Below are 21,515 nucleotides of genomic sequence, written 5' to 3' on the forward strand. Positions count from 1 at the left end.
CTTTGCCTTTCACCTCTTGCCTTCGGCAGAAGGCAAATTATTCAACCCACTGCTCTAAACTGTTCGTTTTGCCTAAACATAGGAAAAATAGCGACCGTTTGCGCTGAGGTTGCTAACTCCTTGAATCACACCAATTATTTCATCTCGTTCGCCGCCAGGTTTGTTGAAGTAAATTATTGTGCTTCCGGGCAAGGAACCAGAAGAAGATGAGGGACGCAAGAAGTAGTTGGCGGCTGTCCCCTTCAATTGGATTTTGTCTCCGGCAGTATTGAAGTCTTTAATCAGCGCATAGTCTGCAGATCCGGTGCTGTTGCTTCTGTCGTCGTAAAAGACCTTCTGGGTAGTGCCTAAAACGAAACGGTCGATGTCTGCACCACCTGTGAGACTGTCAATTTCACCAGCGCCAGGTCGCGTCGCAAATTCATCGGCTCCCACCAGGATATCTCTGCCGGAGTTACCAAGTAATTGATCGCCGCCGCTGCCACCGTAGAGGCGGTCGTTGCCGCTGCCACCGTCTAGCCTGTCCCTACCAGTGCTGCCGTAGAGGTAGTCGTTGCCGTTGCCGCCAACCAGTGCGTCTTCGTCGGCATAGCCATAAAGACGGTCGTTACCCTCCTCGCCATAGAGCAGGTCTTCATCAGCTCCACCAAATAGCTGGTCTTGACCGTTATCGCCTTCTAAGAAGTTTTCGCCTTCTTCACCATAAAGACGGTCGTCGTTCTCACCACCGCTGAGGTAATCTTTGCCATCACTGCCATAGAGGGTGTCGTTGCCGTCCCCACCGTAAAGGTCGTCGTCACCGTCATTCCCAACCAGGCGATCGCTATCATCCTCGCCATAGAGCCGGTCGTTGCCAGTGCCGCCGCTCAGATAATCCCTGTCTCTGCCGCCATAGAGCAGATCATCTCCTCTGTCACCATAGAGGCGATCGTTGCCGTTGTCTCCTTCTAGATAGTCGTTGCCGTTTTCGCCATAGAGTCTATCTTCGTCGTCACCACCATCGAGCCGGTCTGCTCCGCTATAGCCAAACAAAATGTCTTCATCATCACCGCCATAAATTCGATCGTTGCCGCTATTTCCGTCTAGACGATCGTCACCATCGTAGCCGTAAATCAAGTCATTCGATAAGGTGCCGATATAGTCATTATCTCTGGAGTTTCCGTAGTAGGTTGCCATAGGTTTACGCTTTTGTTTTTTGAGTCTCTGTTGACCAGATTAGGCTGGGTGCAAGTGTTGACACCTCATCCAGACGACTAGCCCAACCAGGTGATTTTGAACTAGCTACAAAGACGAAGAAGAGGGTTAGTAAGTTTCTCTCTAACCCAATAAAAATAGGAAGTTAAAAGACCTCTATGGGGACGATCGCTACCCTCACAAATTATTTCAAAAATGGCTTTCTTTGGCGCAAAAAAGCTTTAATTAAAGTAGCTTTATTTTGCGAAGGAACTTCTTAGAAGAAGCTGCGTCACCGATCGATCAATCCATCTCTAAAAGTACAAACTTCACCCAGCTGGGTGACCCAGTTGTAGGAAGCGATCCGGTTGCCAAAAAAACAGGCTAGTGTCAAAAGGAATATCAGATCATACTTGACTTGGTTTTGCTCCTGCTTAAGGTATAAGGCGTTATGAAACTCCCCATTGCTGCGCTGGTTTTACTTACAGCTACTAGCTTTGCCGCACCCGCTAAAGCTGTCTCTGTTTTGCCTCTTGCCTCACCTGATGCAGAAACTCAACAGAGTGAAATTGAAATTCAAACTGCGATCGCTTCGCAGGATTGCTTGATCTGCGACTCAGCCCAGTCAACAGAAGCAAACACGAAACAGTCCCGCCCCGGTCAGGACGCCCAACGACAACGTCGCCAAGAAATTCGTCAACAGCAAGAACAGCAGCGGCAGCGGCCGGTTGAAGCCCGCCGACAGCAGGAGCAACGACGGCAAGCGCAAGAACAAGATCGACAACGGCAGGAAGAAGCCCGCCAACAGCAAGAACAAGAGTGGCAGGAGGAAGAGTGGGAAGAGGAAGCCGAGCGGGAATGGCAGGAGGATCGCGATCGCGATCGCCAAGAAGAAGCCCGTGAAGAGTGGCGGGATGATCGCGACCGCGACTCTGACCGGGACGACTACTTTGATCGTGATGATTATTACGATAACGATGATTATTACGATAACGATGACCACGATGATGACTACGACTATGGTGATGACGACTGGCAGAGCGATCGCTACGAACGCCGTAACCAGTACGATTGGTACCAGAATGCTGACGATGATTGGGATGTGAGAGAGCGAGAAGAACGGGAACGGCAGGACGAAGCTGCTTACAGAAACCAGGAACATCAAGCTGCTGTTTGGCGAGATTGGGAAGAACAGCAGAATGTGCTTCGCTGGCACTGGGATACCTGGCAGCGCACCTATCGACCTGCTCTAGTTGAGGCAACTATCCTTGAGCTCACGTCTCTCGATAACAACTGGACAACCGTTTGGATTGAAGGGATTAATACCGCTCAAGAAGTCTCCTTCACTGGCAACGGAGTGCAAACGGTTTATCTGTCACCAGGAGCCTATAGGGTTCGATTTAGCCCTATTCTCAACGATGATTCCTGGCAGTCGGGCTACCTCGTGGTTGGTAGAACAAACCGCTTGAGAATCACGTTTGACCAGAATAATGAGTCCGTTCAGGTCTTCGACGATCCCACCGCATGGACACCGGGCGATCGCCTTCCTGGCTATCCAGATGTCCGCTAGTGGATAATACAGAACAGATGGGAAGGGGCATTCGCGACGCGGGTGCCCCTTTCCATCTGTAACCCTTTTTTGCCCCATCCGTAGATGAGGAACATCACAGCGTCCAAACCAGTCTTCTAGCGCACACGATAAACTGGAATTGTGTATCAGATTTGTCAGTTTGGTCAGTTCGTGTTTCCCTAGCGATGTGGGTCAGACTACATTGCACCTGTGATGAGGAGTTTTATCGATGTCTAAGTTTGTCCTCCCGTCCTTAAAGTGGACGGGCTTCCTGGCTTTGTTAGCGACCTTAGGAGTTGCACCTGTGTTAGCCCAAAGCGCTAACTTCGACTCCCTGACGCTGTCCCCCGGCTTCTCATCTGCCGATGGAACCGTGCAGGGATATACCCAAGGTTCGTTTTCCCTTTCGTCAATTGCTAACCGCGATCGCTCCGAAAACCTTTGTGTTGGGTTCGCTGACACCACGCCCGACCATATTCTGGTGCTTCAGCAAGACTTTTCTCAACTCACGCTTCAAGTTAATAGTGGCGGCGGCGATACCACCTTACTGGTACAAGGTCCAAGCGATAGTACTGTTCGTTGCGGCGATGATACCGGACGCACCAACACCGATGCCAGCATTCAAGATTCTAGCTGGCAAGCTGGAACCTACAAGGTTTGGGTCGGTGCCTTTGAGTCGGGGAGTCGACATGAATACACGCTAACTGTGCGTGAATAGTGCCTAAACCGGTAACTAACCCGTTTGTTTGCGTCAGTTTCAGCGATGAAATAAGTCCGCTGGGAGAACGTCCCTCTCTTCGACCCGATGTGACGCTACGATAGAGAGTGGTTTGTCTTACCTAACGGGGTAACTACTCGTGCTAACCACTCTGATTGCTGATTTCCGCATCATTTTTGAGCGTGACCCTGCGGCTCGTAACTGGCTAGAGGTGCTGTTTTGCTACCCCGGTTTACAAGCCCTAATTCTGCATCGCTTTGCTCACAGACTTTACAAGCTCAAGCTTCCGTTTGTGCCTCGGCTGATTTCCCACATTGCCCGATTCCTCACCGGAATTGAGATTCACCCTGGTGCTGCGATCGGTTGTGGCGTTTTCATCGACCACGGCATGGGCGTTGTGATTGGCGAAACAGCAATCATTGGCAACTATGCGCTGATCTATCAGGGAGTTACCCTCGGTGGTACAGGCAAAGAGAGCGGCAAGCGCCACCCTACTCTGGGTGAAAATGTTGTTGTCGGTGCTGGAGCAAAAGTATTAGGCAATCTGGAAATTGGCAACAATGTGCGAATCGGCGCTGGCTCTGTAGTGCTGCGGGATGTGCCCTCAGACTGCACGGTAGTAGGTGTGCCGGGTCGAATTGTCTATCGTTCGGGTGAGCGGGTCGAGCCGTTAGAACATGGACGCCTGCCTGACTCCGAAGCGCAAGTGATTCGAGCACTGGTTGATCGCCTAGAATCCCTGGAGCAACAGTTGCAAAGCCTCCAGCAAAACCCACTTCCAGCAGGTCAATCACGTGAACTAGTTTTAGCGCTAGATACAGTTGACTTAAATAGAAATAGAAACAGCTTGAATGGAAGCCTGCCCAAAAATGGTATGTCTAAAAATGGTAGCCAGCCCGAAGCGCAGGCTAGCTGCCGAATTCGAGACAAAGTCATTGAAGAATTTCTAGACGGCGCAGGGATCTAGAGTTGGTAAATAGATAGTCCCAAATCCTTCGTGGAATAGCGGTATCTGTAGGGGCAAAGCATTCGGTAGAGAGATTGTGGTTGGATTGCAGAGTTTGCGACCTAATGCTTTGCCCCTACACAGCAGCCTACGGATTCACCGATTGGCTTGACCATTCCTGGTTCTGATCGCGCAGATACAGGTAGCGATTCTGGGGATCGCCTCGCAACTCCAGATGGTCTACCTGTTCAGGATTTAGCAGAAGCAGGCAAAAATTAGGCAAGGGAAACGCCAGATCAGGGGACGGCGGTGAGAAAGCATCGTCCTCTAATCGAGATTTCCCAGGATGCGCCCAGGCAAATTGCAGACGGGCAACATCAGAAAGCTCCTGCCAAATTGTCTGACGGGCTTTTGTGAGTGTGCCGTCGTTAAAGTCTTGTCCTACCAAAGTTAATTCACCCGCTAGTCGAAACTGTTCGCGGGTACTGGGAAAGTACCAGCAGATTTCTCCCCAGGTCTGATGCTGAATTTGGTCTGCCTTTTCGCTACGAGAATCGGTGACAAATTTAAGCTGATTGCTATCGTCCAAAAAACCGCGAAACACTAGAGTGCGATTGGCAGGACGACCATCCGCCCGAACGGTCGCCAGTTGAAGGTAACGGGCATAGACCAGGGAGCGGTTGCGGTGCAGGGCACGGGAAAGGGGCGATCGCCACGGAGCTAAAGGCATAGGAAGGGGCTAGGGGTTGGGGGCTAGGGCATTGTTCCGAGCCTTTTTAGGAATGGGCATCTTGCCCGGTTGGATTGAGCAGGCAAGGAAACTTTGCATTCAATTTTCGCCTATTTCAGCCAAAGTGTTTATTTGGATAGATCTTGATAGATCTTTCTGGGTTTTAGCGTATATAGTGTTCATTTTAAGGGTAAGACACTACATCTACGGGGTACATCGCCTCAACCCTACCTGTAACACTAACGAGATTTGACCTATGGTTCAAGACATCGAACGTACCCGTCAAAGTAGCCAGTTTCCTGAAGCCGCTCCGGCTGCGAATCCGGTGTTTTATCGGACATACAGCCGTCGGGGAGAAAAGGCAGAAAACCTGCGCGAAACCTGGGATGAAGTGTGCGATCGCACGCTCAGCGGCATCATTCGGTTAGGCAAGCTCACCTCTACCGAAGCCAATCTGCTCGGTCGAATGCAGCGACAGCTTAAAAGCCTGCCCTCTGGTCGTTGGCTGTGGGTTGGTGGCACAGAGTGGGTAGAGAGATCTGAAAACTTTTCGGGAGCCTATAACTGCACTAGCACCAATGTCATAGACTGGCGATCGTTTGGGCTGATGATGGATTTAGCCATGATGGGATGCGGCACAGGAGCCGTGCTAGAGCCAAAGTACATCAACCAACTGCCCGCAATCCGCAATCGATTGGTGGTGACCATGGAGGGGGCGATTGGGTCTACTCCGGTCCAGCGGCGGCGAGATGAAACAACGGTTGAAATCTCTGGAGATCAGGTGCAGATTTGCGTTGGCGATAGCCGCCAGGGTTGGGTTAAGTCTTACCAATCGCTGCTAGAGCTTTCCACCGATGAGCAGTTTTCGGGTGTCGTGCAGGTGGCGATCGACCTCAGCAATGTTCGTCCTGCTGGGGAAAGGCTAAAGGGATTTGGTGGCGTTGCAAACCCAATTCGTTTACCAGGACTGTATGAGCGCTGTGCTGCAATTCTAAATAAAGCGCTAGGACGGCAGCTTAGCTCGATCGAATGCTGCCTGCTGATCGATGAAGCCGCTGCCTGTGTGGTAGCGGGTAATATTCGCAGATCGGCTGGAATGCGTCAGTTTGACAGCGAAGATCAGTCTGCCGCAACGGCAAAAGAAAATCTCTGGATGCAGGACGAAGCGGGCAACTGGCGGATTGACCCCGAACGCGACGTGCTACGCATGGCAAACCACACGCGGGTGTTTCACCGCAAGCCCACTTCAGAGGAATGCACGGAAGCCGTTCGTAAACAGTACTATTCCGGCGAGGGCGCGATTCAGTGGGCTGGGGAAGCCGAGAGACGAGCCGAAGGCGAAGGACGCTATGGTCTGAATCCCTGCGGCGAAATTTTGGGGCAAAACTTTCACTGTAATTTGGCTGAAGTCCACCTCAATCAGCTTGATCCCGAAAATTTTGCCGAACAGGAGGAAGCGTTTACTGCTGGGGCACTATCGGTAGCGGCATTACTTCAGCATCGGTTTATGGAGCCGCGCTATCAGGAGTCGCGTGCTGATGACCCAATTGTTGGCGTTTCCTTTACTGGGCTGTTTGACTTCTTTGTGCGGGCGTTTGGTGTGGAGTGGCTGCGCTGGTGGGAAGCGGGTCGTCCCGACACCATGAAAGGACTGGAGTTTAAGCAGCGAGAGCAGGAATATCTGAGCCACTGGAAAGAGATTGTGCATCGGGTTGTGTGGGAATATTGCGATCGCCACCAAATCAAGCGTCCCAACCGCTGCACCACCGTTCAGCCTGCGGGAACCAAATCATTGCTCACAGGTGCGAGTCCCGGATGGCACCCACCCAAAGCACAGCGCTTCATCCGGCGGATTACCTTCCGCAAAAACGATCCGGTTGCCCTAGCTTGCCTAGAGTATGGCTATAGGATTGTGCCATCTCAGTCCGATAAGGATGAAAATGGTCAGCTTTTGGATGATCCATTTGATCCGCGTTGCACCGAATGGCTGGTAGAAATTCCAGTTGAGGTGCCCTGGGCAAATCTGCCGGGAGCCGATGAAATTGAGATTGAGAAATTCTCAGCGCTGGCTCAGTTTGACTTCTACATGCAGGTGCAGCAGCACTACACGGCTCACAACACCAGTGCCACGATTGAGCTGCGGGAAGACGAAATTGAGCTATTGGCAGAACGGATTTATGGGGCGATCGCCCATGATGAGGGCTACATCAGTGCGGCACTACTAGCTCGATTTGACGCGCCGTTCCCACGTTTGCCGTTTGAGAAAATCGATCGCGCTACCTACGTCCAGCTTCAGCGTGAGGTGCAGTCGCGCCAGAGAACCGATGATTTCTATGCGGCTCTCACACGCTATGATTCCGGTGAACTCAGCGTCGAAGGCCCCGCAGGCTGCGACAGCGACAAATGCATGATGCCAGAGCAGAAAGGTTGAGTCTCCGAATTTCGCGTTACGATCGGGTCAGCATTACCGTTATAAAGTCGGGAAAGTCCCCCTTGGAGCAATCTCTGGCTTTATAAGCGTTTGTTTACTTAGCATGATCAAAAGTTCTAGCGAGAAGTCCTGCCATGTTTATTGATGAACTTACCCCCTTGTTCAGAGAATTGACAGCCCAACCTTTAGCGTTTGCGGGCGGTTTCTTTTCAGGGTTGTTTCGGCTAAACCTGGCTGAAGATCCGGTTAAAACCTGGCTTGATCAGCAATCGGGTACCTCGTCCTATTCCACGACTAATAGCAGCAACGGCAGTAGCAACGGTGGGCCACAGTCGATATCTATTGACTAGCGCAATTGACTAACGTACTGCTTGGTTTTGCAAGTTGGTTTGAACAGTCGCGAATATCCCGGTAGGGCGTGGCATTTGGGCAGAAACTTTGGCTCATTCTAGGGTTTATCTGCCGAATGCTGCGCCCCTACCGTTAATGGGTGGTTGGTCAGGTTGTTCAATTAACCGCAATTCTGGTAGGGGTGGGCGGCATTGGTGAATGCGGCTACGATTCATGGATCTCAATCTCCTTTGTGGGGGCATGGCATTGCCATGCCCCTACGAAATTCATGCGTCTAAATCAGCAATGCTGGGGTAGGTTTTGCCATTGAATTTCGGCTCTGACAGGGCTTTGTCTACAAAATCGCCCCGTACCGAGTTGTGGTTATCTGTAGCGTTCAACGTTGGTCAGCCAAGCTCGAACTGACCCACCTAGTGTGTCGGTCTCACTTGTGTCTCTCAGGAACATCTATGCAACCCCGTTTCCCCTTATTCTGAAGTTAAGTGCATCAGTCCGATTCTTCGAGGATCAGCTTCAGATTTCTGGGAGATTGGCAGTGTATTAAACAGAAATGGCTTTGTTCGTTACGTTGGCGAAAGTCCAACAATTTGAAGTTCTTTAACAAATCCGCTTTAATCAGAGCCAGAGTGGGTTTGTGTGGTGTGAGGTTTGACTGAATGAAAAATCTAGTGCTGTCGCTTTTGCCCGTCTTTGCGAGACAGGCAAAGGCAGGCTTTGTGCGTAAAACTAAACGGACTGCTCAGGTGCAGGAGCAGTTTTTGCGATCGCTCCTACGGGCACATCAAAATACAGAGGTTGGGCGCAAGTACAGACTGAGGGACATTAAAACGGTTGACCAGTTTCGTCAACGGGTGCCGATTTTTCCCTATAGCGCCTATGAGCCTTACATTGAGCGGATTGCCCAGGGCGAGCAAAATATTTTGACCCCCGATCCGGTCGTTTACCTCAATTTGACTAGCGGTTCTACAGGGAAACAGAAGATGATCCCGGTGACGCGGCGATCGCAACGAGTTTCTCAGCGGATCAACCAGGTCAGCATTGGCTTTGCGGTCGAGGAAGCCAAGAAACATGGCGTATCGATTGGCAAAATGCTTTTGACCAGCTCAGTTCAAGGGATTGGGCAGACCACAGGCGGCATTGACTACGGCCCGGTCAGCGCGAGTACTGTGCGTCAAAGCAACCCACTCTATCGTCAACTGTTTGCTCAGCCCTACGATGCGCTGCAAATCGTAGACAGTTTGGCGCGCCACTATATGTGTCTGCTGTTTTCGCTGCAAGACCCGCAGCTTAGCGTGATTGCGGCAACGTTTCCAATTCTGGCGCTGCGGCTATGTGACTATCTGGAATCCTACGCTGAAGATTTAATTCGAGATTTGGAGACAGGGGCGATCGCCCCGTGGCTCAACCTGGAACCTGAATTACGAGCCAAGTTAGAACAGCTCTTTTCAGCTACTCCAGAACGAGCCGCTGAGCTGCGACAAATCCTTAAAACTGAAGGTCGCCTGACTCCAGAATTGGTCTGGCCAAATCTCTCGTTTATCATCACAGCACGGGGCGGCACATCCAACTTCTATTTTGAGCGGTTCCCCAGTTACTTTGGTGATACGCCCGTCTTTGGCGGCATCTATGCCTCTTCAGAAAGCGCGTTTGGCACCTATTACGAATTCAACAACGACAACGCAATTTTGGCGATCGAAAATGCCTTCTACGAATTCATTCCTGAGGACCAGTGGCATGTAGACCAGCCAAAAACACTCTTAGCCGAAGAAGTCAAGCCACATGAGCGCTACCGCGTTTTGGTGACCAACTACAACGGGCTATATCGGTACGACATCGGCGATGTGGTTGAGGTTTTAGGCTTCCACGAAAAAGCGCCTCTGATCGCCTTTCGGCATCGATTAGGCGGGTTGCTTTCCTCAACAACCGAAAAAACAACAGAATTTCATGCCATTCAGGTCATGCAGCGGCTTCAGCAAGATTTCAAACTGTCGCTCGAAGACTTTTGCATCACGCTATCAGAGGATGAAATTCCAGCTCATTACCTGGTGAACATCGAACTCACGCCGAATTATATCCTTAGCAACCCGCAAGCGTTTCTGGAGCGATTTGATTCCAGGCTAAAGGAGATTCATCTTTCCTATGCCAACAAGCGTCCTGACCAGGTTCCTGCTCCCCGACTGCGAATTTTAGCGCCGGGTAGCTTTGCCACACTGCGACAACGCCTGATGCAGCGCGGGATTACAGACTCGCAACTGAAACTGCCTCACATTACCGAAGACCGTCAGTTTCTTGCTGGACTCACGGTTGAGCAAGAGGTGCGATTGCCGGAAGAAACGGAATTAGAACTGGCACAAATTGCGGTCAAGTGAAAAAGCACTATTAGGTGTACGGGCGAAGCATTCGGCAAAAGAATTGTGCTTCAGTTGCAAGGATTCTGACCGAATGCTTCGCCCCTACCGATACTGCTACTCCACAGACGGGTTTAGTATCAAGTTTCAGCTTGGATAATCTGAGTGAGTCTAACCCCTCCAACCAGTATTGTTGAGTAATAACTGCGACTTCTTTGAGAAGCCGCAGATCTCTATTGTGAGCTTAGAAACTCACGTTACTGGATGTCTGCGATCGCCACGTAGCGCAGCAAGATTCGCAAGACCTCACCGGGGTTGAGCGTCAGCCGGAGTTCTGAGTCGGAGGGGAAAATCTCTGGACTCCACAAGCCGACCTCGGCGTAGCGCAGGTGGTGTAACTGGTGAATCGTGTTTTGTACGAGCGTGGGTGAACCGATCAGCAAGTGGCGAATCGGTTCCCGGTTGGGATAGCGCAGGGGCAAGGGCTGGAGCTGTGGCGTGGAAACGGGCACAGGAGTCTGTTGCAGCAGGGTAGGTGCTGCGGCACGGGTGATTAAGTTGACGGTCATGAGTTTTCCTTTGAAACGACGGGGAGGAAAACCCAAAAATTCAGCCACCCCAAAACGTCATGACAAGCTGGAGCGGCTGAAAATAGGGATAAAATACCTTCAGCCCCCAGACTGGCTCGAACAGTCGAAAGGGTCAGCTATCGAGAGTTGCTCCAACAACTTTCGGTAGCGCGACTAAATTTTTGGGTCTGCAACTTGCAGGGTTTCACGCTGGCAAAGCTGCATTGCAGAATTAAATCTTATCTCGGTAGGGTTAGTCAAGTATAAAAAATTTCAAAAGTTTATCGCGATTACAGCACTCGCAAAATGAACGGGTAGCGATAAGCCCGATCTAGTTGAGTAGCCGCATGAACGGCGACAATAATCAGCATCACCCAACTCACAAACAAGGTTAGAAACAGCAGCGGTATACCTGTCCCAATAAGCGGTATGCCTATCCCAATAAAGGTTAACAGCAAAAAAAAGAAGATATAGACAGTAATGTTGATGCAAAAGTTAATTGCCTCTCTTGCATTTTGTTGCACGATTGAGTCATCCGAGAGAACCAAAACGGCGATCGGAATTAAGACTGGCAAAACGGCGACATTCAGGACCAAAGCACCATGACTAAGGGCTGACAATAGCTTACGTTTTTCTAAGTTGGTCATAGGTCGATGCGTAACACGCTGGGGTGATTCCGTAAGTTCGACAGAGGAATTACCTATCGCGGCGATTCTAAAAGTCCAGTTTTTAAGCGCTTTGCACCTTCAAAGCTAAACTTACCAAAATCACGGGGTGGGTTGATGCGGCGAGTTTACCCCTCAAGTGTAGCCGACCGTTTGCAAGGAGGCAGAAACTTTAGGGTGCGTGTGACGCATTCTCCAAACATTAACTAAGCTTCCTGAAAAGTTGTTTCTATCCTTCTGTAGAGAAGACGATTTGAAAATAAGTGCGATCGCTTATACCTAGACCTTCCGCCCCCTTGCGGGGAATGAGGTTTGAAACTAGAGCGCAAGGGAGCCTTCAAGTCAAGGGAGATAATGTTTCCGTCCCCTTGCGGGGAATGGGGTTTGAAACCCAATAGATCAAGCTACTGCCAGCGACGTGCAGTCCTACAGTTTCCGTCCCCTTGCGGGGAATGGGGTTTGAAACCCCTCGTCCAGGAAGCATTGCCCAGACTGGGTTTCAGCGGTCAAATCGACGCACCCCCAATTTGATGGTCAATAAGCAGATCTAATTGAGAATCAAGCCTGCTTAAATTCGTCGAAACCCTTATGGAGAGAGGGATCGACACACGTCAACGAGATTATACGGTTTTCGAGGTTCTGGGGGGGCGTCGATTTCCAACGCTGCACCTAACGCGCTTAGACTTTAATCGTCAAGCTTCGCAGGGTGAAATAGGGGAAGGGATAAAGAGGTTGGAATTGGCTCAATTTTTGTGATGATGGCGGTTAATCAAGAAAGGCAGAAGAGAGACAAATGGTCGCTAAAGTAAAGGTGATAGAGCTTGCACCTGAGCTTAAGCAAATTACCCTGCCGCTTAATCAGTCCCAGCTTCTCTAGTTTGGCGGCTACCTTCACTTGTGTAGTCTGACCATCCTTAATAATTTGGTCAAGTCCCTTGGACAAGTCCAGACAAGACTGTAAGGTAACTAAAAGGCTTTGCAGATGATCGCTGTATATGCCAGTCAGCGTAGGCGCTTCTTGCAAAAGCTGATCAAGAGTTACACTTCCTGTCCAGAGGTGATAGAGCGCCAGTTGCAGCAGGTAAGGGTGCCCTCCGACCATATCAATTAGCTCTTGAGCTGAATTAGAGGTTTCCCAGTTTAAGCCATACTTTTGAGCCAGGATTTGCACTTGTGATAAATTAAGCTCTGGTAGCTCAATGGGATACCCGATCATGTTGAGCGAAGATACGCTGAGCTGCGGAGAAATGTGAATATCAGTGGAGTGAACTATCACCAGTCGCAGCTTTTGCAAAACATTGGACTGTCTAGCTTCTTCGTGCCAGGATTGGAGCAGCATGAGAAACTCCCAGGCGAGTTTGGGATGCTCTGTCAGGATAAAATCAAAGTCGTTAAAGCTCAGGAGTAGAGGGGTGTTTAATTGACTCAGAAGATATCGTGTCCAGTAAAGCGTACAGCTCGCCTTGCTACCCGCTTCCTTTTGCCAATATTGGTTTAACCGGGGCTCTATCCCTAATTGCTGACTCACATGGATACAAAACCACCGAAGAAACCGATCCAGGCTAGAAAAGATGTCACTATCGGTTTGCTTAAAGTCCAGGTTAACCGTGTTGTAATTTAGGGTTTTAGCCTGGTTAATGATGCGAAGCAAAAGGGAACTTTTTCCCATTCTCTGGGAGGCTTTGATTCGCAATAAGCTTCCTGATTTGCCGATTTCTGCATAAGCTTTTGCTTGAATAGCAGGATGCTCAATGTAGAACTGGGAGTGAAGTCGTACTGCACCTCCAGGAAACTCTGGAATATCAGAAAGCACAGTTAGATTAGGATCAATCGCCTGCTTCAAATGCAACGGTTGCAGATTGAACCGCTGTTGCAATAAGGCGCGAAAGTTTTTCTTCTTAACGGGTTCTTTCAAGGCTTTGGAGAGCGATCGCCACAGTTGTGCGCCAATATCTCGGATATAGCTATAGTCATATCCAGCTTCACGGGCGATCGCAGGATATTCTTCCCCCAGCCAAGATCGCCGAAATACTAACTCCTGTGCAGCGGTTAAACTACCTGGAGGCAAAATTTGTTCTATTATCTCCAATGCTTCTTCAGCAGTCATCAGGGTTTACCTCTGACTATTACTGCTCAAGAATCTACCTCAAGTACGAGGGAAAAAGAAGCAAAGATAGTAAAGTTAAGCTCTAACTTAAGAAAAAGTACACAAGTTAAAGTGTGGGGAACGGCATTGCACCGTTCCCCGACAGGCATACAGACCCGTAGAAATCAGAAACTAGTTGAAGTCTACTAGCAGTACAAACTGCCGAAATCAAGATTTGTAGGTTAAAAAGGGCTAGGCACTAACTACCTTCTCAACCTACGAGTAAACCAAAACTAGCTGTCCAAGTTTTCCTGACGAGCATCTTCAAATCGCTCGTTCAATCCACCTGCAACAGTTTTCAACTGATCTTCGGACAGTTCTCCTTCAGGTTGAAGTCCTTTGTCCAGATTCTCTAGGCGAGCATCTTCAAACCGCTGTGTCAGTCCACCGGACACACCTTCTAGTTCTGTATCTGAAAGCTGCTCTTCTTTTTTGGGTTCTTGCTGACTCATTAGGATATGTCCTCCAGTTAGGGAAATGACTGGTGAGAGCTGCAATCAATTCAAGCTCTCTCATCACTTCTCTAGAGTAGCCCGAAACCCTCAAACACTGAAGGCTTGTGTGTTGGACAAATGTTGGCAAGATGTTGGATAAATGTTGGCAGAACGTTGGATCAGCTTTATCTCCTCTAGTTTCCTCACTTCTAATCCGTAATAATGTGGCTATCAAACTCGCACCAATCACCTCATGGCAGAAGTCTTACTCAGCGAATTAAGCAACGCCGACATTAACTGGATGATCGCTGCGGGTCGTCAAGAGCAGATCAACGCCGGAACTGTGCTTGTCCAGCTTTGCAGAGATCCAGAGGTGATTTACCTATTGCTAGATGGAGCGTTAACGATCGTAATTCCCAACGCTAAAAGTACTTCTACCGATCATGTTTTAACTGTTGCAGAGAGTGATTGTCAGGATCGAGAAATTACTCGTTTATCACGCGGCGAGATTGTGGGTGAAACATCCTTATTTGATCTATGTTTTATGCCAGCAATTGTTAAAGCAGATGTGAATTCGTTAGTACTGGCAATTCCTCGGCAACGGTTAATAGACAAACTAGAACAGGACATTAACTTTAGTACCCATTTTTATCGGGCGATCGCCCTGATGCTCTCTGAACGGCTGCGGCAAATCTTCGAGATGCCAGGTCAGGTGCAAGCCATCACCGAACAACCGATGAAAGAAGCTCTCTTTGTGTTTGGAGAACTTCGAGACAGCGATGCAGACTGGTTGGTTGCTGTGGGTGAAATCAAAAGCCTTTCCCCGAATGAAGTCTTACTCCAGGCAGGTAGACCCGTTGAGGCGCTGTATTTCATTCTGGATGGTCTTCTATTGATTTCCTCTCCCGAAGGAGATTATAACCCTCTCACCCTTTGCTTTAAAAGTCAGGGAAAGGCTCCTCGCGAGAAGGCGATCGCTAACCTAACTCGGGGTGAAATTAGTGGCGCTAGCTCTTTTGTAGATTTTCGCCCCCCAGCGGTTACGGTTAGAGCGGTCAATCACTCTCTTGTTTTATCTATTCCTCGTCAGGTACTTGCTGTCAAACTTCAGCAAGACATGAGTTTTGCCTCTCGCTTTTACCGAGTCCTTGCCCTTCAGCTTTCCAACAGTCTACAAACCGTGATGAGTCGTCTGGGCTGCAATAAGAGCAACTACAGTCAGCATCAGGAGATGGATGAAGACGTTGAATATGAGGATGAGCTAGACCTTGATTCGTTGCAACAGGTTTCTCAAGGGGCGGCTCGATTTAACTGGATGTTGAAACGGTTGGGTGTAACTTAAAGCGAGTCACTGAACGGAGCCATCAAATAAAGCCATGAGTGAGCAGTCAAAAACCAGCATTTTTAGAAAAGAGTCCCTGGAGCGATTATCTTCTCCAGAGCAGTTGGATCAACTGATGCAAGTTGTTAGCCCTAAGAGTTGGCTACCTCTGGCATCTCTGGCTTCCTTGATGGCGTTGGCGCTGGTTTGGGGTTTCTTTGGACGGATTCCAATTACCGCAGTGGGTAAAGGAATCCTCGTTCACCCAACCCAATCCTCTAATGAACTAGTGGGATTAACCTATTTTGGTAGCGATGAAGCGAAGCAGATTCAACCTGGAATGGAGATTATGCTGGTGCCTGACACCATCGGCTCTGAACAAACCGACGGCTTGGTTGCTCGGATTAAATCTGTTTCAGAACCATCTGTCACCACTTTAGATGCGGCTCGTCAGTCCGGCATTACGGATCAAGAAAATTTAGTAGAAGTCGTTGCTGAACTGGAACCCGATCCTTCGACTGCAAGCGGCTATCGGTGGTCTTCTGCAAGAGGTACACGGTTAACGCTGGCTCCCGGAATGAGTGCGATCGCCCGCATCACCCTAGCAGAAAAAGCACCCATCACCTTTGTATTTCCATTTCTTGAGGTGTCTCACTGATGTTTATCAACCCTTTAGCCTCTCTGCAACAGTCACTAAAGGGGCAAAAGAGCCGAGTCAAAACACCCACAGTTTTACAGATGGAAGCCGTTGAGTGCGGGGCTGCGGCTTTAGGAATTGTCTTAGGCTATTACAACCGCATTGTGCCGCTGGCAGAGCTACGACAAGCCTGTGGTGTTTCGCGAGATGGGGTGACAGCCGCCAACGTCCTCAAGGCAGCCAGAAACTATGGCATGGTCGCCAAAGGCTTTAAGAAGTCGCTAGAAAGCCTGTCACAACTGCGTTTTCCTTTTATTGTTTTCTGGCATTTCAATCACTTTTTAGTGGTTGAGGGGTTTGACAAAGACCGAGTTTATCTCAATGATCCAGCCGTCGGACCTAGAAGGGTTTCCTATCAGGAATTTGATGAAGGATACACTGGGGTCGTTCTGGTGATGGAGCCGAGCGAAGAATTTCAGCCAGGGGGACAAAAACCCAGTCTCACTTTGGCATTAGGAAGCCGTCTCCGCAGTTCAGTTGGGGCATTGCTCTACTGCATCCTGGCAAGCTTTTTACTGGTGCTGCCAAGTCTAGTGATTCCTGCCTTTAGCCAGATTTTTGTGGACAATGTCCTGATGGGCAACCGACCCGAGTGGTTGCCCTACTTACTGTTTGGCATGATGATCACGATATGCCTTCAGGGCTTGCTTACTCTGTTGCAGCTACGGTATTTGCGTGGCTTAAAGATTAAGCTATCGGTGAGTTTATCCAGTCGGTTTGTCTGGCACGTTTTGCGTTTACCCGTTAGCTTTTATGCCCAGCGGTTTGCCGGAGAGATTAGCAACCGGATTCGACTCAACGATGATGTGGCGGATGTAATGTCGGGTCGTCTGACCATCACCGTAATCAGCGCCTTCATGGTGATCTTTTTTGCGATCGCCATGTTCCAATACGACGTTGTGTTAACTCTGATTGTGATTTTCTTTGCGGTTGTGAATGTACTCACTTTACAGTGGGTATCGCGTCAGCGCGTCGATGCAAACCTGCGACTGGTGCAGGAATACGGCAAAGCATCGGGAATTGCGATCGCAGGCTTACAGAGCATGGAAACGCTCAAAGCTTCTGGCTTAGAGTCAGACTTTTTTGCTCGTTGGGTGGGGTATTACACTAAGGCAATCAACGCTCAGCAAGAGTTAGGTTTAATCAACCGCGTTTTAGGATTACTGCCTACTCTCCTTTCGGCACTCACAGCAGCCTCACTCCTGATGATCGGTGGATGGCGCGTGATCAACGGCAGTTTAAGTATTGGTATGTTAGTCGCCTTCCAACTTCTGATGCAAAGCTTTCAGCAACCCGTCAATCGTCTCGTCCAATTTGGCAGCACTCTGCAAACCTTACAGGGGAACCTACAGCGCCTGGACGACGTATTAACTAACGAGGTTGATCCCCAGTTACAAGAACAAGATTCCCCCCCTCCCCCTTCATCCCTCATCCTTCATCCTTCACCCTTTTCTCCTCGTCTGCACGGTTACATTGATCTAAAAGACCTTACCTTCGGCTACAGTCCGCTTGAACCGCCGCTGATTGAAAATTTCAACCTTTCTATTAAGCCGGGACAGCGAATTGCTTTCGTAGGAGGAAGTGGCTCTGGTAAGTCAACCCTCGCTAAAGTAATTGCTGGACTCTATGATGCTTGGTCAGGAGAAATCCGGTTTGACGGAGTTGCTAGAAATGATATTTCCCGTTCTGTACTCACCAATTCGATCGCAGTTGTAGAACAGGATATTCTCCTATTTGCAGGCACCATTCGCGAGAACTTAACCCTGTGGGATACCACAGTTCCCGATCGCGCCTTACATCGGGCTTGTCAGGATGCAGCAATTCATGAAGTGATCCTCTCAATTCCCGGTGGCTATGATGCTCAACTGTTGGAGGGTGCGGTGAATTTAAGTGGTGGACAGCGACAGCGGCTTGAGATTGCTAGAGCGCTGGTCAACAATCCGTCGATTCTAATTATGGATGAAGCCACCAGTGCCCTGGATACAGAAACCGAGAAAATGATTGACCAAAAATTGCGGCAGCGGGGCTGCACTTGTTTGATTGTGGCGCATCGGCTAAGCACCATTCGAGACTCTGACGAAATTATTGTTTTAGAACGCGGCAAGGTTGTGCAACGCGGTACCCATGAAGAACTGTGGCAACAACCTGGACATTATGCTCAACTCATTCGCAACGCGGAGGGTGCTTCATGAAGCTACAGCAGATTGACACAAGTTTGCACCAAATTACAGGCAATCAACCCCTGTTATTAAATGACCCTCAAACGGTTTGGCTGGTTCAGTCAGGCTCTTTGGCACTGTTTGCGGTGCCAATCAAAAATGGTGAGGCAGAGGGCGATCGCCACTACCTATTCAACATTTACCCCGGTGAAGCTCTTTTTGGCATTGCATCTCGTCCAGACTGTAACTCACTCGGCATGATCGCAGTTCCGCTCGAACCTACAGAGCTTCTGCCAATTCCATACCCTCCCACTCCCGTACTCTCCCAGTCTTCAATCCCCGATCCCCACTTCCTCCTCGACAACTGGATTCACAAACTTGGTCAAGTGGAGGGACTAACTCAGCCAAAGGCCGCTGGAATTACTCCTGATATGCAATACCTTTCCCTGATGGAAGGGCAAATATTTCAGCCTTCTCCCGACCAGGTCCTGTGGGTGAGAGTCCAGCAAGGAAAGATGCTCTGGTTGGGTCATTCAGACCTGGTTTTAGATCCAGAAACAGGCTGTTTTCCTATTGGAAATGGAGCCTGGTTAGAAGCAGCCGATCACCTTGAACTGTTTTCTAGAGGCACAGCCGAGGTTGAAAGTTGGGATGTTTTGCTAAAGGGGCTGGCTCAACTGCATCACTATTTTCTCTGTTCTGTTGAATTGATTGGAGAACACGAGACTCAGCAAACGTTAGCTCGATTTGAGGCAAGGCAGCAGCTTAACCGACAACTGACGCAGCAAGCGATCCATCAGCTTGCGTCAGTGTTACATCCTAGGACAGAGAGTTTTTTTGAGGCAGATACTCCTTTGTTAATTGCAGCAGGAGCAGTGGGTAAGGCACTGGGAGTAACTATTCAGCCACCTGCTAGATCGGAAGATCTGAAGCGATTAAAGGAACCTTTGGAGGCGATCGCCCGTTCTTCTCGCTTACGTTTGCGGCGAGTTTTGCTGCGAAACAACTGGTGGAAGATGGATAGCGGCCCACTTCTGGCTTACACCGTTGAGGATAAACGACCTATCGCACTGTTGCCCGTTGGAAATGCCCAGTACGAACTGTTTGATCCGGCATGGACAGGTTTAGCTGAAGCCGATGTTTCAACGACGAAGGGTTCTAAATCTGCCTCTGCTAGAGTTCCAGTCGATCAGTCTGTTGCACAGACTATCGATCCCGTTGCGTTTGTTTTCTACAGACCCTTGCCTGATGGCGTGTTGAATGCCATTAGTTTGCTCAAATTCACGTTGCAAGGGCGCACGTCCGATGTGATTGCGATTCTGCTGACGGGCGTAGCTGCAACGTTGTTAGGAATGCTGGTGCCACAGGCTACAGCCGTTTTGATTGATAACGCGATTCCCTACGGCAACTCAGGTTTACTGGTGCAGATTGGGTTAGGGCTACTAGCGGCCGCCTTTGGTGGGGCAAGCTTTCAACTGGCGCAGGCGATCGCCTCCATGCGAATTGAAACGTTATCCGATGCATCTCTACAGGCTGCTGTCTGGGATCGTCTACTCAAGCTAAAAACCTCCTTTTTTCGAGAATATTCCATCGGTGATTTAAACTCGCGCGTATCCGGCATTGGTGCAATCCGGCGCAAGCTTAGTGGTACTGCCCTACAAAGTATCTTTGCTGGGTTTTTCTCACTATTGAATTTGGGACTGTTGTTTTACTACAGCTCTAGATTGGCAACTCTGGCACTGGTGCTAGCCGCAGTGATTGTCACTTTTACCACCATTTCTGGTTCCCTAATCATTCGCAAAAATCGCCCTCTAATGGAGCTTGAAGGTGACCTTTTTGGGTTGATGGTGCAACTGATCAATGCGGTTCCTAAGCTGCGAATTGCCGGGGTTGAAGAACGCGCTTTTGCCCATTGGGGACAAAAATATGTAAAACAGCTTCAGCTTGTAGCCAGCACACAGCGTTTAGAGGACATGGTTGTGTTGTTCAACACGGTGTTGCCAACTCTCACGACAGTGATGCTATTTGGGTTAGCCAGCACGTTGATTGATCCAACTCAGTCTTTTGGCAGCGATAGTGGGCTATCAACCGGATCTTTTCTGGCGTTTAGCGTCGCGTTTGGCACGTTTATTGGAGGAGTCACCAGTCTCAGCAATACATTGATTGAAGTGCTGGATGTGATTCCCCTGTGGCAGCGATCGCAATCTATCCTAACTGCTGAACCCGAAATTGACCTCAACAAAGCTAACCCCGGACGGCTATCTGGCAACGTTCAAATTGACCATATATCCTTCCGCTATCGCGAAGATGGTCCCCTCAACCTTGATAGTGTCTGTATCTCTGCCCAACCAGGTGAATTTATTGCACTAGTCGGACCATCGGGCAGCGGCAAATCAACCGTCATGCGACTGTTGCTAGGCTTTGAAACGCCTATCTCTGGCACGATCTACTATGACGGACAAGATTTGATGGGACTGGATGTGATGGCCGTGCGCCGTCAGTTAGGTGTGGTGTTGCAAAATAGCCGAATTAACGCAGGCTCAATCTTTGAAAACATTGCCAGCGGTGCCCTAATTACCTTAGATGAAGCGTGGACTGCGGCGAAAATGAGTGGATTTGCAGAGGATATAAGAGCCATGCCCATGCAGATGCATACGCTTGTGAGTGAAGGTGGAACGAACCTCTCCGGTGGACAACGGCAACGACTGGTGATTGCCCGTGCATTAGCTTTAAAGCCTCAGATTTTACTGTTTGACGAAGCCACAAGCGCCTTGGATAATAAGACACAGGCGATCGTGAGTCAGAGCTTAGATCAACTCAAAGTTACTCGTGTTGTCATTGCTCATCGCCTCAGCACCATTCGTTATGCCGATCGCATTTATGTTATGCAAGCCGGACGAGTTGTACAACAGGGAAAATTTGAAGAACTAGCAAATCAGCCAGGATTGTTTGCTCAGTTGGCTCGTAGACAAACCGCTGAATGAATCAGAATTGCAATTGCACGGCAACGCACCGCTTCATTGCTGTATGCCGTGCTTTGTATTCCACTCAAGCAAGAACCGCTACATTAGACCAGCATGAGAATTCCCTGTGACGATGCAGTCTACTTGGAGCAATTCCCAAATAAACTGTTTCCTTTAATTCTCGGTTGTGTCGCAAAAACTGATGGGTGATAAGGTTGATAGGACTAACCTTGCCTTCTCCTCCTCCGATGTCTACTCCTGCTGTGTTTAAGTGGCGGCACTTTTTGCCGGAAA

General features: G+C 49.5%; 17 protein-coding genes. 10 read left to right on the forward strand and 7 right to left on the reverse strand.

Going from position 1 to position 21,515, the window contains the following annotated elements; translation table 11 throughout:
* Positions 1-72 precede the first annotated feature (72 nt).
* Positions 73-1,176 (reverse strand): calcium-binding protein, encoded by a 1,104-nt coding sequence (locus H6F93_RS30690; RefSeq protein ID WP_190689445.1) that lies wholly within the window; start codon positions 1,174-1,176, stop codon positions 73-75.
* Between the two features lie 448 nt (positions 1,177-1,624).
* On the opposite strand from H6F93_RS30690, the gene H6F93_RS30695 reads away from it, so the two are divergent.
* From H6F93_RS30695 to cysE, 3 genes are all read left to right on the forward strand, one after another.
* On the forward strand, positions 1,625-2,743 hold the full coding sequence (locus H6F93_RS30695; protein WP_190689448.1) for a hypothetical protein: 1,119 nt from the start codon (positions 1,625-1,627) through the stop codon (positions 2,741-2,743).
* Positions 2,744-2,972: 229 nt separating this feature from the next.
* Positions 2,973-3,461: a hypothetical protein gene (locus tag H6F93_RS30700; RefSeq protein WP_190689451.1), complete on the forward strand. Its 489-nt coding sequence runs from the start codon at positions 2,973-2,975 to the stop codon at positions 3,459-3,461.
* A gap of 139 nt (positions 3,462-3,600) precedes the next feature.
* Positions 3,601-4,428: a serine O-acetyltransferase gene (gene cysE, locus H6F93_RS30705; RefSeq protein ID WP_190689454.1), complete on the forward strand. Its 828-nt coding sequence runs from the start codon at positions 3,601-3,603 to the stop codon at positions 4,426-4,428.
* A gap of 127 nt (positions 4,429-4,555) precedes the next feature.
* On the opposite strand, the gene H6F93_RS30710 is transcribed toward cysE, so the two are convergent.
* Positions 4,556-5,137, reverse strand: a complete 582-nt coding sequence (locus H6F93_RS30710) for an Npun_F5749 family FMN-dependent PPOX-type flavoprotein (protein ID WP_190689457.1) — start codon at positions 5,135-5,137, stop codon at positions 4,556-4,558.
* 256 nt (positions 5,138-5,393) lie between these two features.
* On the opposite strand from H6F93_RS30710, the gene nrdJ reads away from it, so the two are divergent.
* From nrdJ to H6F93_RS30725, 3 genes are all read left to right on the forward strand, one after another.
* Entirely contained in the window at positions 5,394-7,568 is a 2,175-nt protein-coding gene (gene nrdJ, locus H6F93_RS30715; RefSeq protein ID WP_190689460.1) for a ribonucleoside-triphosphate reductase, adenosylcobalamin-dependent, read from the forward strand.
* 134 nt (positions 7,569-7,702) lie between these two features.
* Positions 7,703-7,918, forward strand: coding sequence for a ssl0294 family protein (locus H6F93_RS30720; RefSeq protein WP_190689463.1), 216 nt, complete (start codon positions 7,703-7,705; stop codon positions 7,916-7,918).
* Positions 7,919-8,575: 657 nt separating this feature from the next.
* Positions 8,576-10,288 (forward strand): GH3 auxin-responsive promoter family protein, encoded by a 1,713-nt coding sequence (locus H6F93_RS30725; RefSeq protein ID WP_190689466.1) that lies wholly within the window; start codon positions 8,576-8,578, stop codon positions 10,286-10,288.
* A 236-nt stretch (positions 10,289-10,524) separates the two neighbouring features.
* Here H6F93_RS30725 and H6F93_RS30730 read toward each other — a convergent pair whose 3' ends face one another.
* The 4 genes from H6F93_RS30730 to H6F93_RS30745 form a co-directional block, all read right to left on the reverse strand.
* Positions 10,525-10,836 (reverse strand): hypothetical protein, encoded by a 312-nt coding sequence (locus H6F93_RS30730; RefSeq protein ID WP_190689469.1) that lies wholly within the window; start codon positions 10,834-10,836, stop codon positions 10,525-10,527.
* Positions 10,837-11,126: 290 nt separating this feature from the next.
* The gene (locus H6F93_RS30735; protein ID WP_190689472.1) at positions 11,127-11,483 is read right to left on the reverse strand and encodes a DUF4870 domain-containing protein; all 357 of its coding nucleotides are present in this window, start codon (positions 11,481-11,483) and stop codon (positions 11,127-11,129) included.
* Between the two features lie 787 nt (positions 11,484-12,270).
* Complete coding sequence (locus tag H6F93_RS30740) at positions 12,271-13,608, reverse strand: AAA-like domain-containing protein (RefSeq protein ID WP_190689474.1); 1,338 nt, start codon at positions 13,606-13,608, stop codon at positions 12,271-12,273.
* 272 nt (positions 13,609-13,880) lie between these two features.
* Positions 13,881-14,099, reverse strand: a complete 219-nt coding sequence (locus H6F93_RS30745; RefSeq protein WP_190646558.1) for a hypothetical protein — start codon at positions 14,097-14,099, stop codon at positions 13,881-13,883.
* Positions 14,100-14,334: 235 nt separating this feature from the next.
* Between H6F93_RS30745 and H6F93_RS30750 the strand changes: the two genes are divergently transcribed.
* Genes H6F93_RS30750 through H6F93_RS30765 form a run of 4 tightly spaced genes read left to right on the forward strand, consistent with a single transcriptional unit; the run spans position 14,335 to position 21,242 of the window.
* A complete protein-coding gene (locus tag H6F93_RS30750; RefSeq protein ID WP_190689476.1) occupies positions 14,335-15,423 on the forward strand; it encodes a cyclic nucleotide-binding domain-containing protein in 1,089 nt (362 codons plus the stop codon).
* A gap of 34 nt (positions 15,424-15,457) precedes the next feature.
* The gene (locus tag H6F93_RS30755) at positions 15,458-16,060 is read left to right on the forward strand and encodes a hypothetical protein (RefSeq protein WP_190689479.1); all 603 of its coding nucleotides are present in this window, start codon (positions 15,458-15,460) and stop codon (positions 16,058-16,060) included.
* Positions 16,060-18,291 (forward strand): NHLP family bacteriocin export ABC transporter peptidase/permease/ATPase subunit, encoded by a 2,232-nt coding sequence (locus tag H6F93_RS30760; RefSeq protein WP_190689481.1) that lies wholly within the window; start codon positions 16,060-16,062, stop codon positions 18,289-18,291. Before H6F93_RS30755 ends, H6F93_RS30760 begins: the two co-directional genes overlap by 1 nt.
* Positions 18,288-21,242, forward strand: a complete 2,955-nt coding sequence (locus tag H6F93_RS30765) for an NHLP bacteriocin export ABC transporter permease/ATPase subunit (RefSeq protein ID WP_190689485.1) — start codon at positions 18,288-18,290, stop codon at positions 21,240-21,242. Before H6F93_RS30760 ends, H6F93_RS30765 begins: the two co-directional genes overlap by 4 nt.
* A 64-nt stretch (positions 21,243-21,306) precedes the next feature.
* Here the strand turns inward: H6F93_RS30765 and H6F93_RS33710 are convergent.
* A partial coding sequence (locus tag H6F93_RS33710) for a hypothetical protein (protein ID WP_206755792.1) occupies positions 21,307-21,515 on the reverse strand: 209 nt, incomplete at its 5' end.

This window comes from Leptolyngbya sp. FACHB-671 (assembly GCF_014695745.1).
Lineage (GTDB): Bacteria > Cyanobacteriota > Cyanobacteriia > Elainellales > Elainellaceae > JAAUTN01.

Coding starts and splice junctions, on each gene's coding strand:
- H6F93_RS30690 (WP_190689445.1), bottom strand. CDS start 1,176: ATGGCAACCTACTACGGAAACTCCAGAGATAATGACTATATCGGCACC.
- H6F93_RS30695 (WP_190689448.1), top strand. CDS start 1,625: ATGAAACTCCCCATTGCTGCGCTGGTTTTACTTACAGCTACTAGCTTT.
- H6F93_RS30700 (WP_190689451.1), top strand. CDS start 2,973: ATGTCTAAGTTTGTCCTCCCGTCCTTAAAGTGGACGGGCTTCCTGGCT.
- H6F93_RS30710 (WP_190689457.1), bottom strand. CDS start 5,137: ATGCCTTTAGCTCCGTGGCGATCGCCCCTTTCCCGTGCCCTGCACCGC.
- nrdJ (WP_190689460.1), top strand. CDS start 5,394: ATGGTTCAAGACATCGAACGTACCCGTCAAAGTAGCCAGTTTCCTGAA.
- H6F93_RS30720 (WP_190689463.1), top strand. CDS start 7,703: ATGTTTATTGATGAACTTACCCCCTTGTTCAGAGAATTGACAGCCCAA.
- H6F93_RS30725 (WP_190689466.1), top strand. CDS start 8,576: ATGAAAAATCTAGTGCTGTCGCTTTTGCCCGTCTTTGCGAGACAGGCA.
- H6F93_RS30730 (WP_190689469.1), bottom strand. CDS start 10,836: ATGACCGTCAACTTAATCACCCGTGCCGCAGCACCTACCCTGCTGCAA.
- H6F93_RS30735 (WP_190689472.1), bottom strand. CDS start 11,483: ATGACCAACTTAGAAAAACGTAAGCTATTGTCAGCCCTTAGTCATGGT.
- H6F93_RS30740 (WP_190689474.1), bottom strand. CDS start 13,608: ATGACTGCTGAAGAAGCATTGGAGATAATAGAACAAATTTTGCCTCCA.
- H6F93_RS30745 (WP_190646558.1), bottom strand. CDS start 14,099: ATGAGTCAGCAAGAACCCAAAAAAGAAGAGCAGCTTTCAGATACAGAA.
- H6F93_RS30750 (WP_190689476.1), top strand. CDS start 14,335: ATGGCAGAAGTCTTACTCAGCGAATTAAGCAACGCCGACATTAACTGG.
- H6F93_RS30755 (WP_190689479.1), top strand. CDS start 15,458: ATGAGTGAGCAGTCAAAAACCAGCATTTTTAGAAAAGAGTCCCTGGAG.
- H6F93_RS30760 (WP_190689481.1), top strand. CDS start 16,060: ATGTTTATCAACCCTTTAGCCTCTCTGCAACAGTCACTAAAGGGGCAA.
- H6F93_RS30765 (WP_190689485.1), top strand. CDS start 18,288: ATGAAGCTACAGCAGATTGACACAAGTTTGCACCAAATTACAGGCAAT.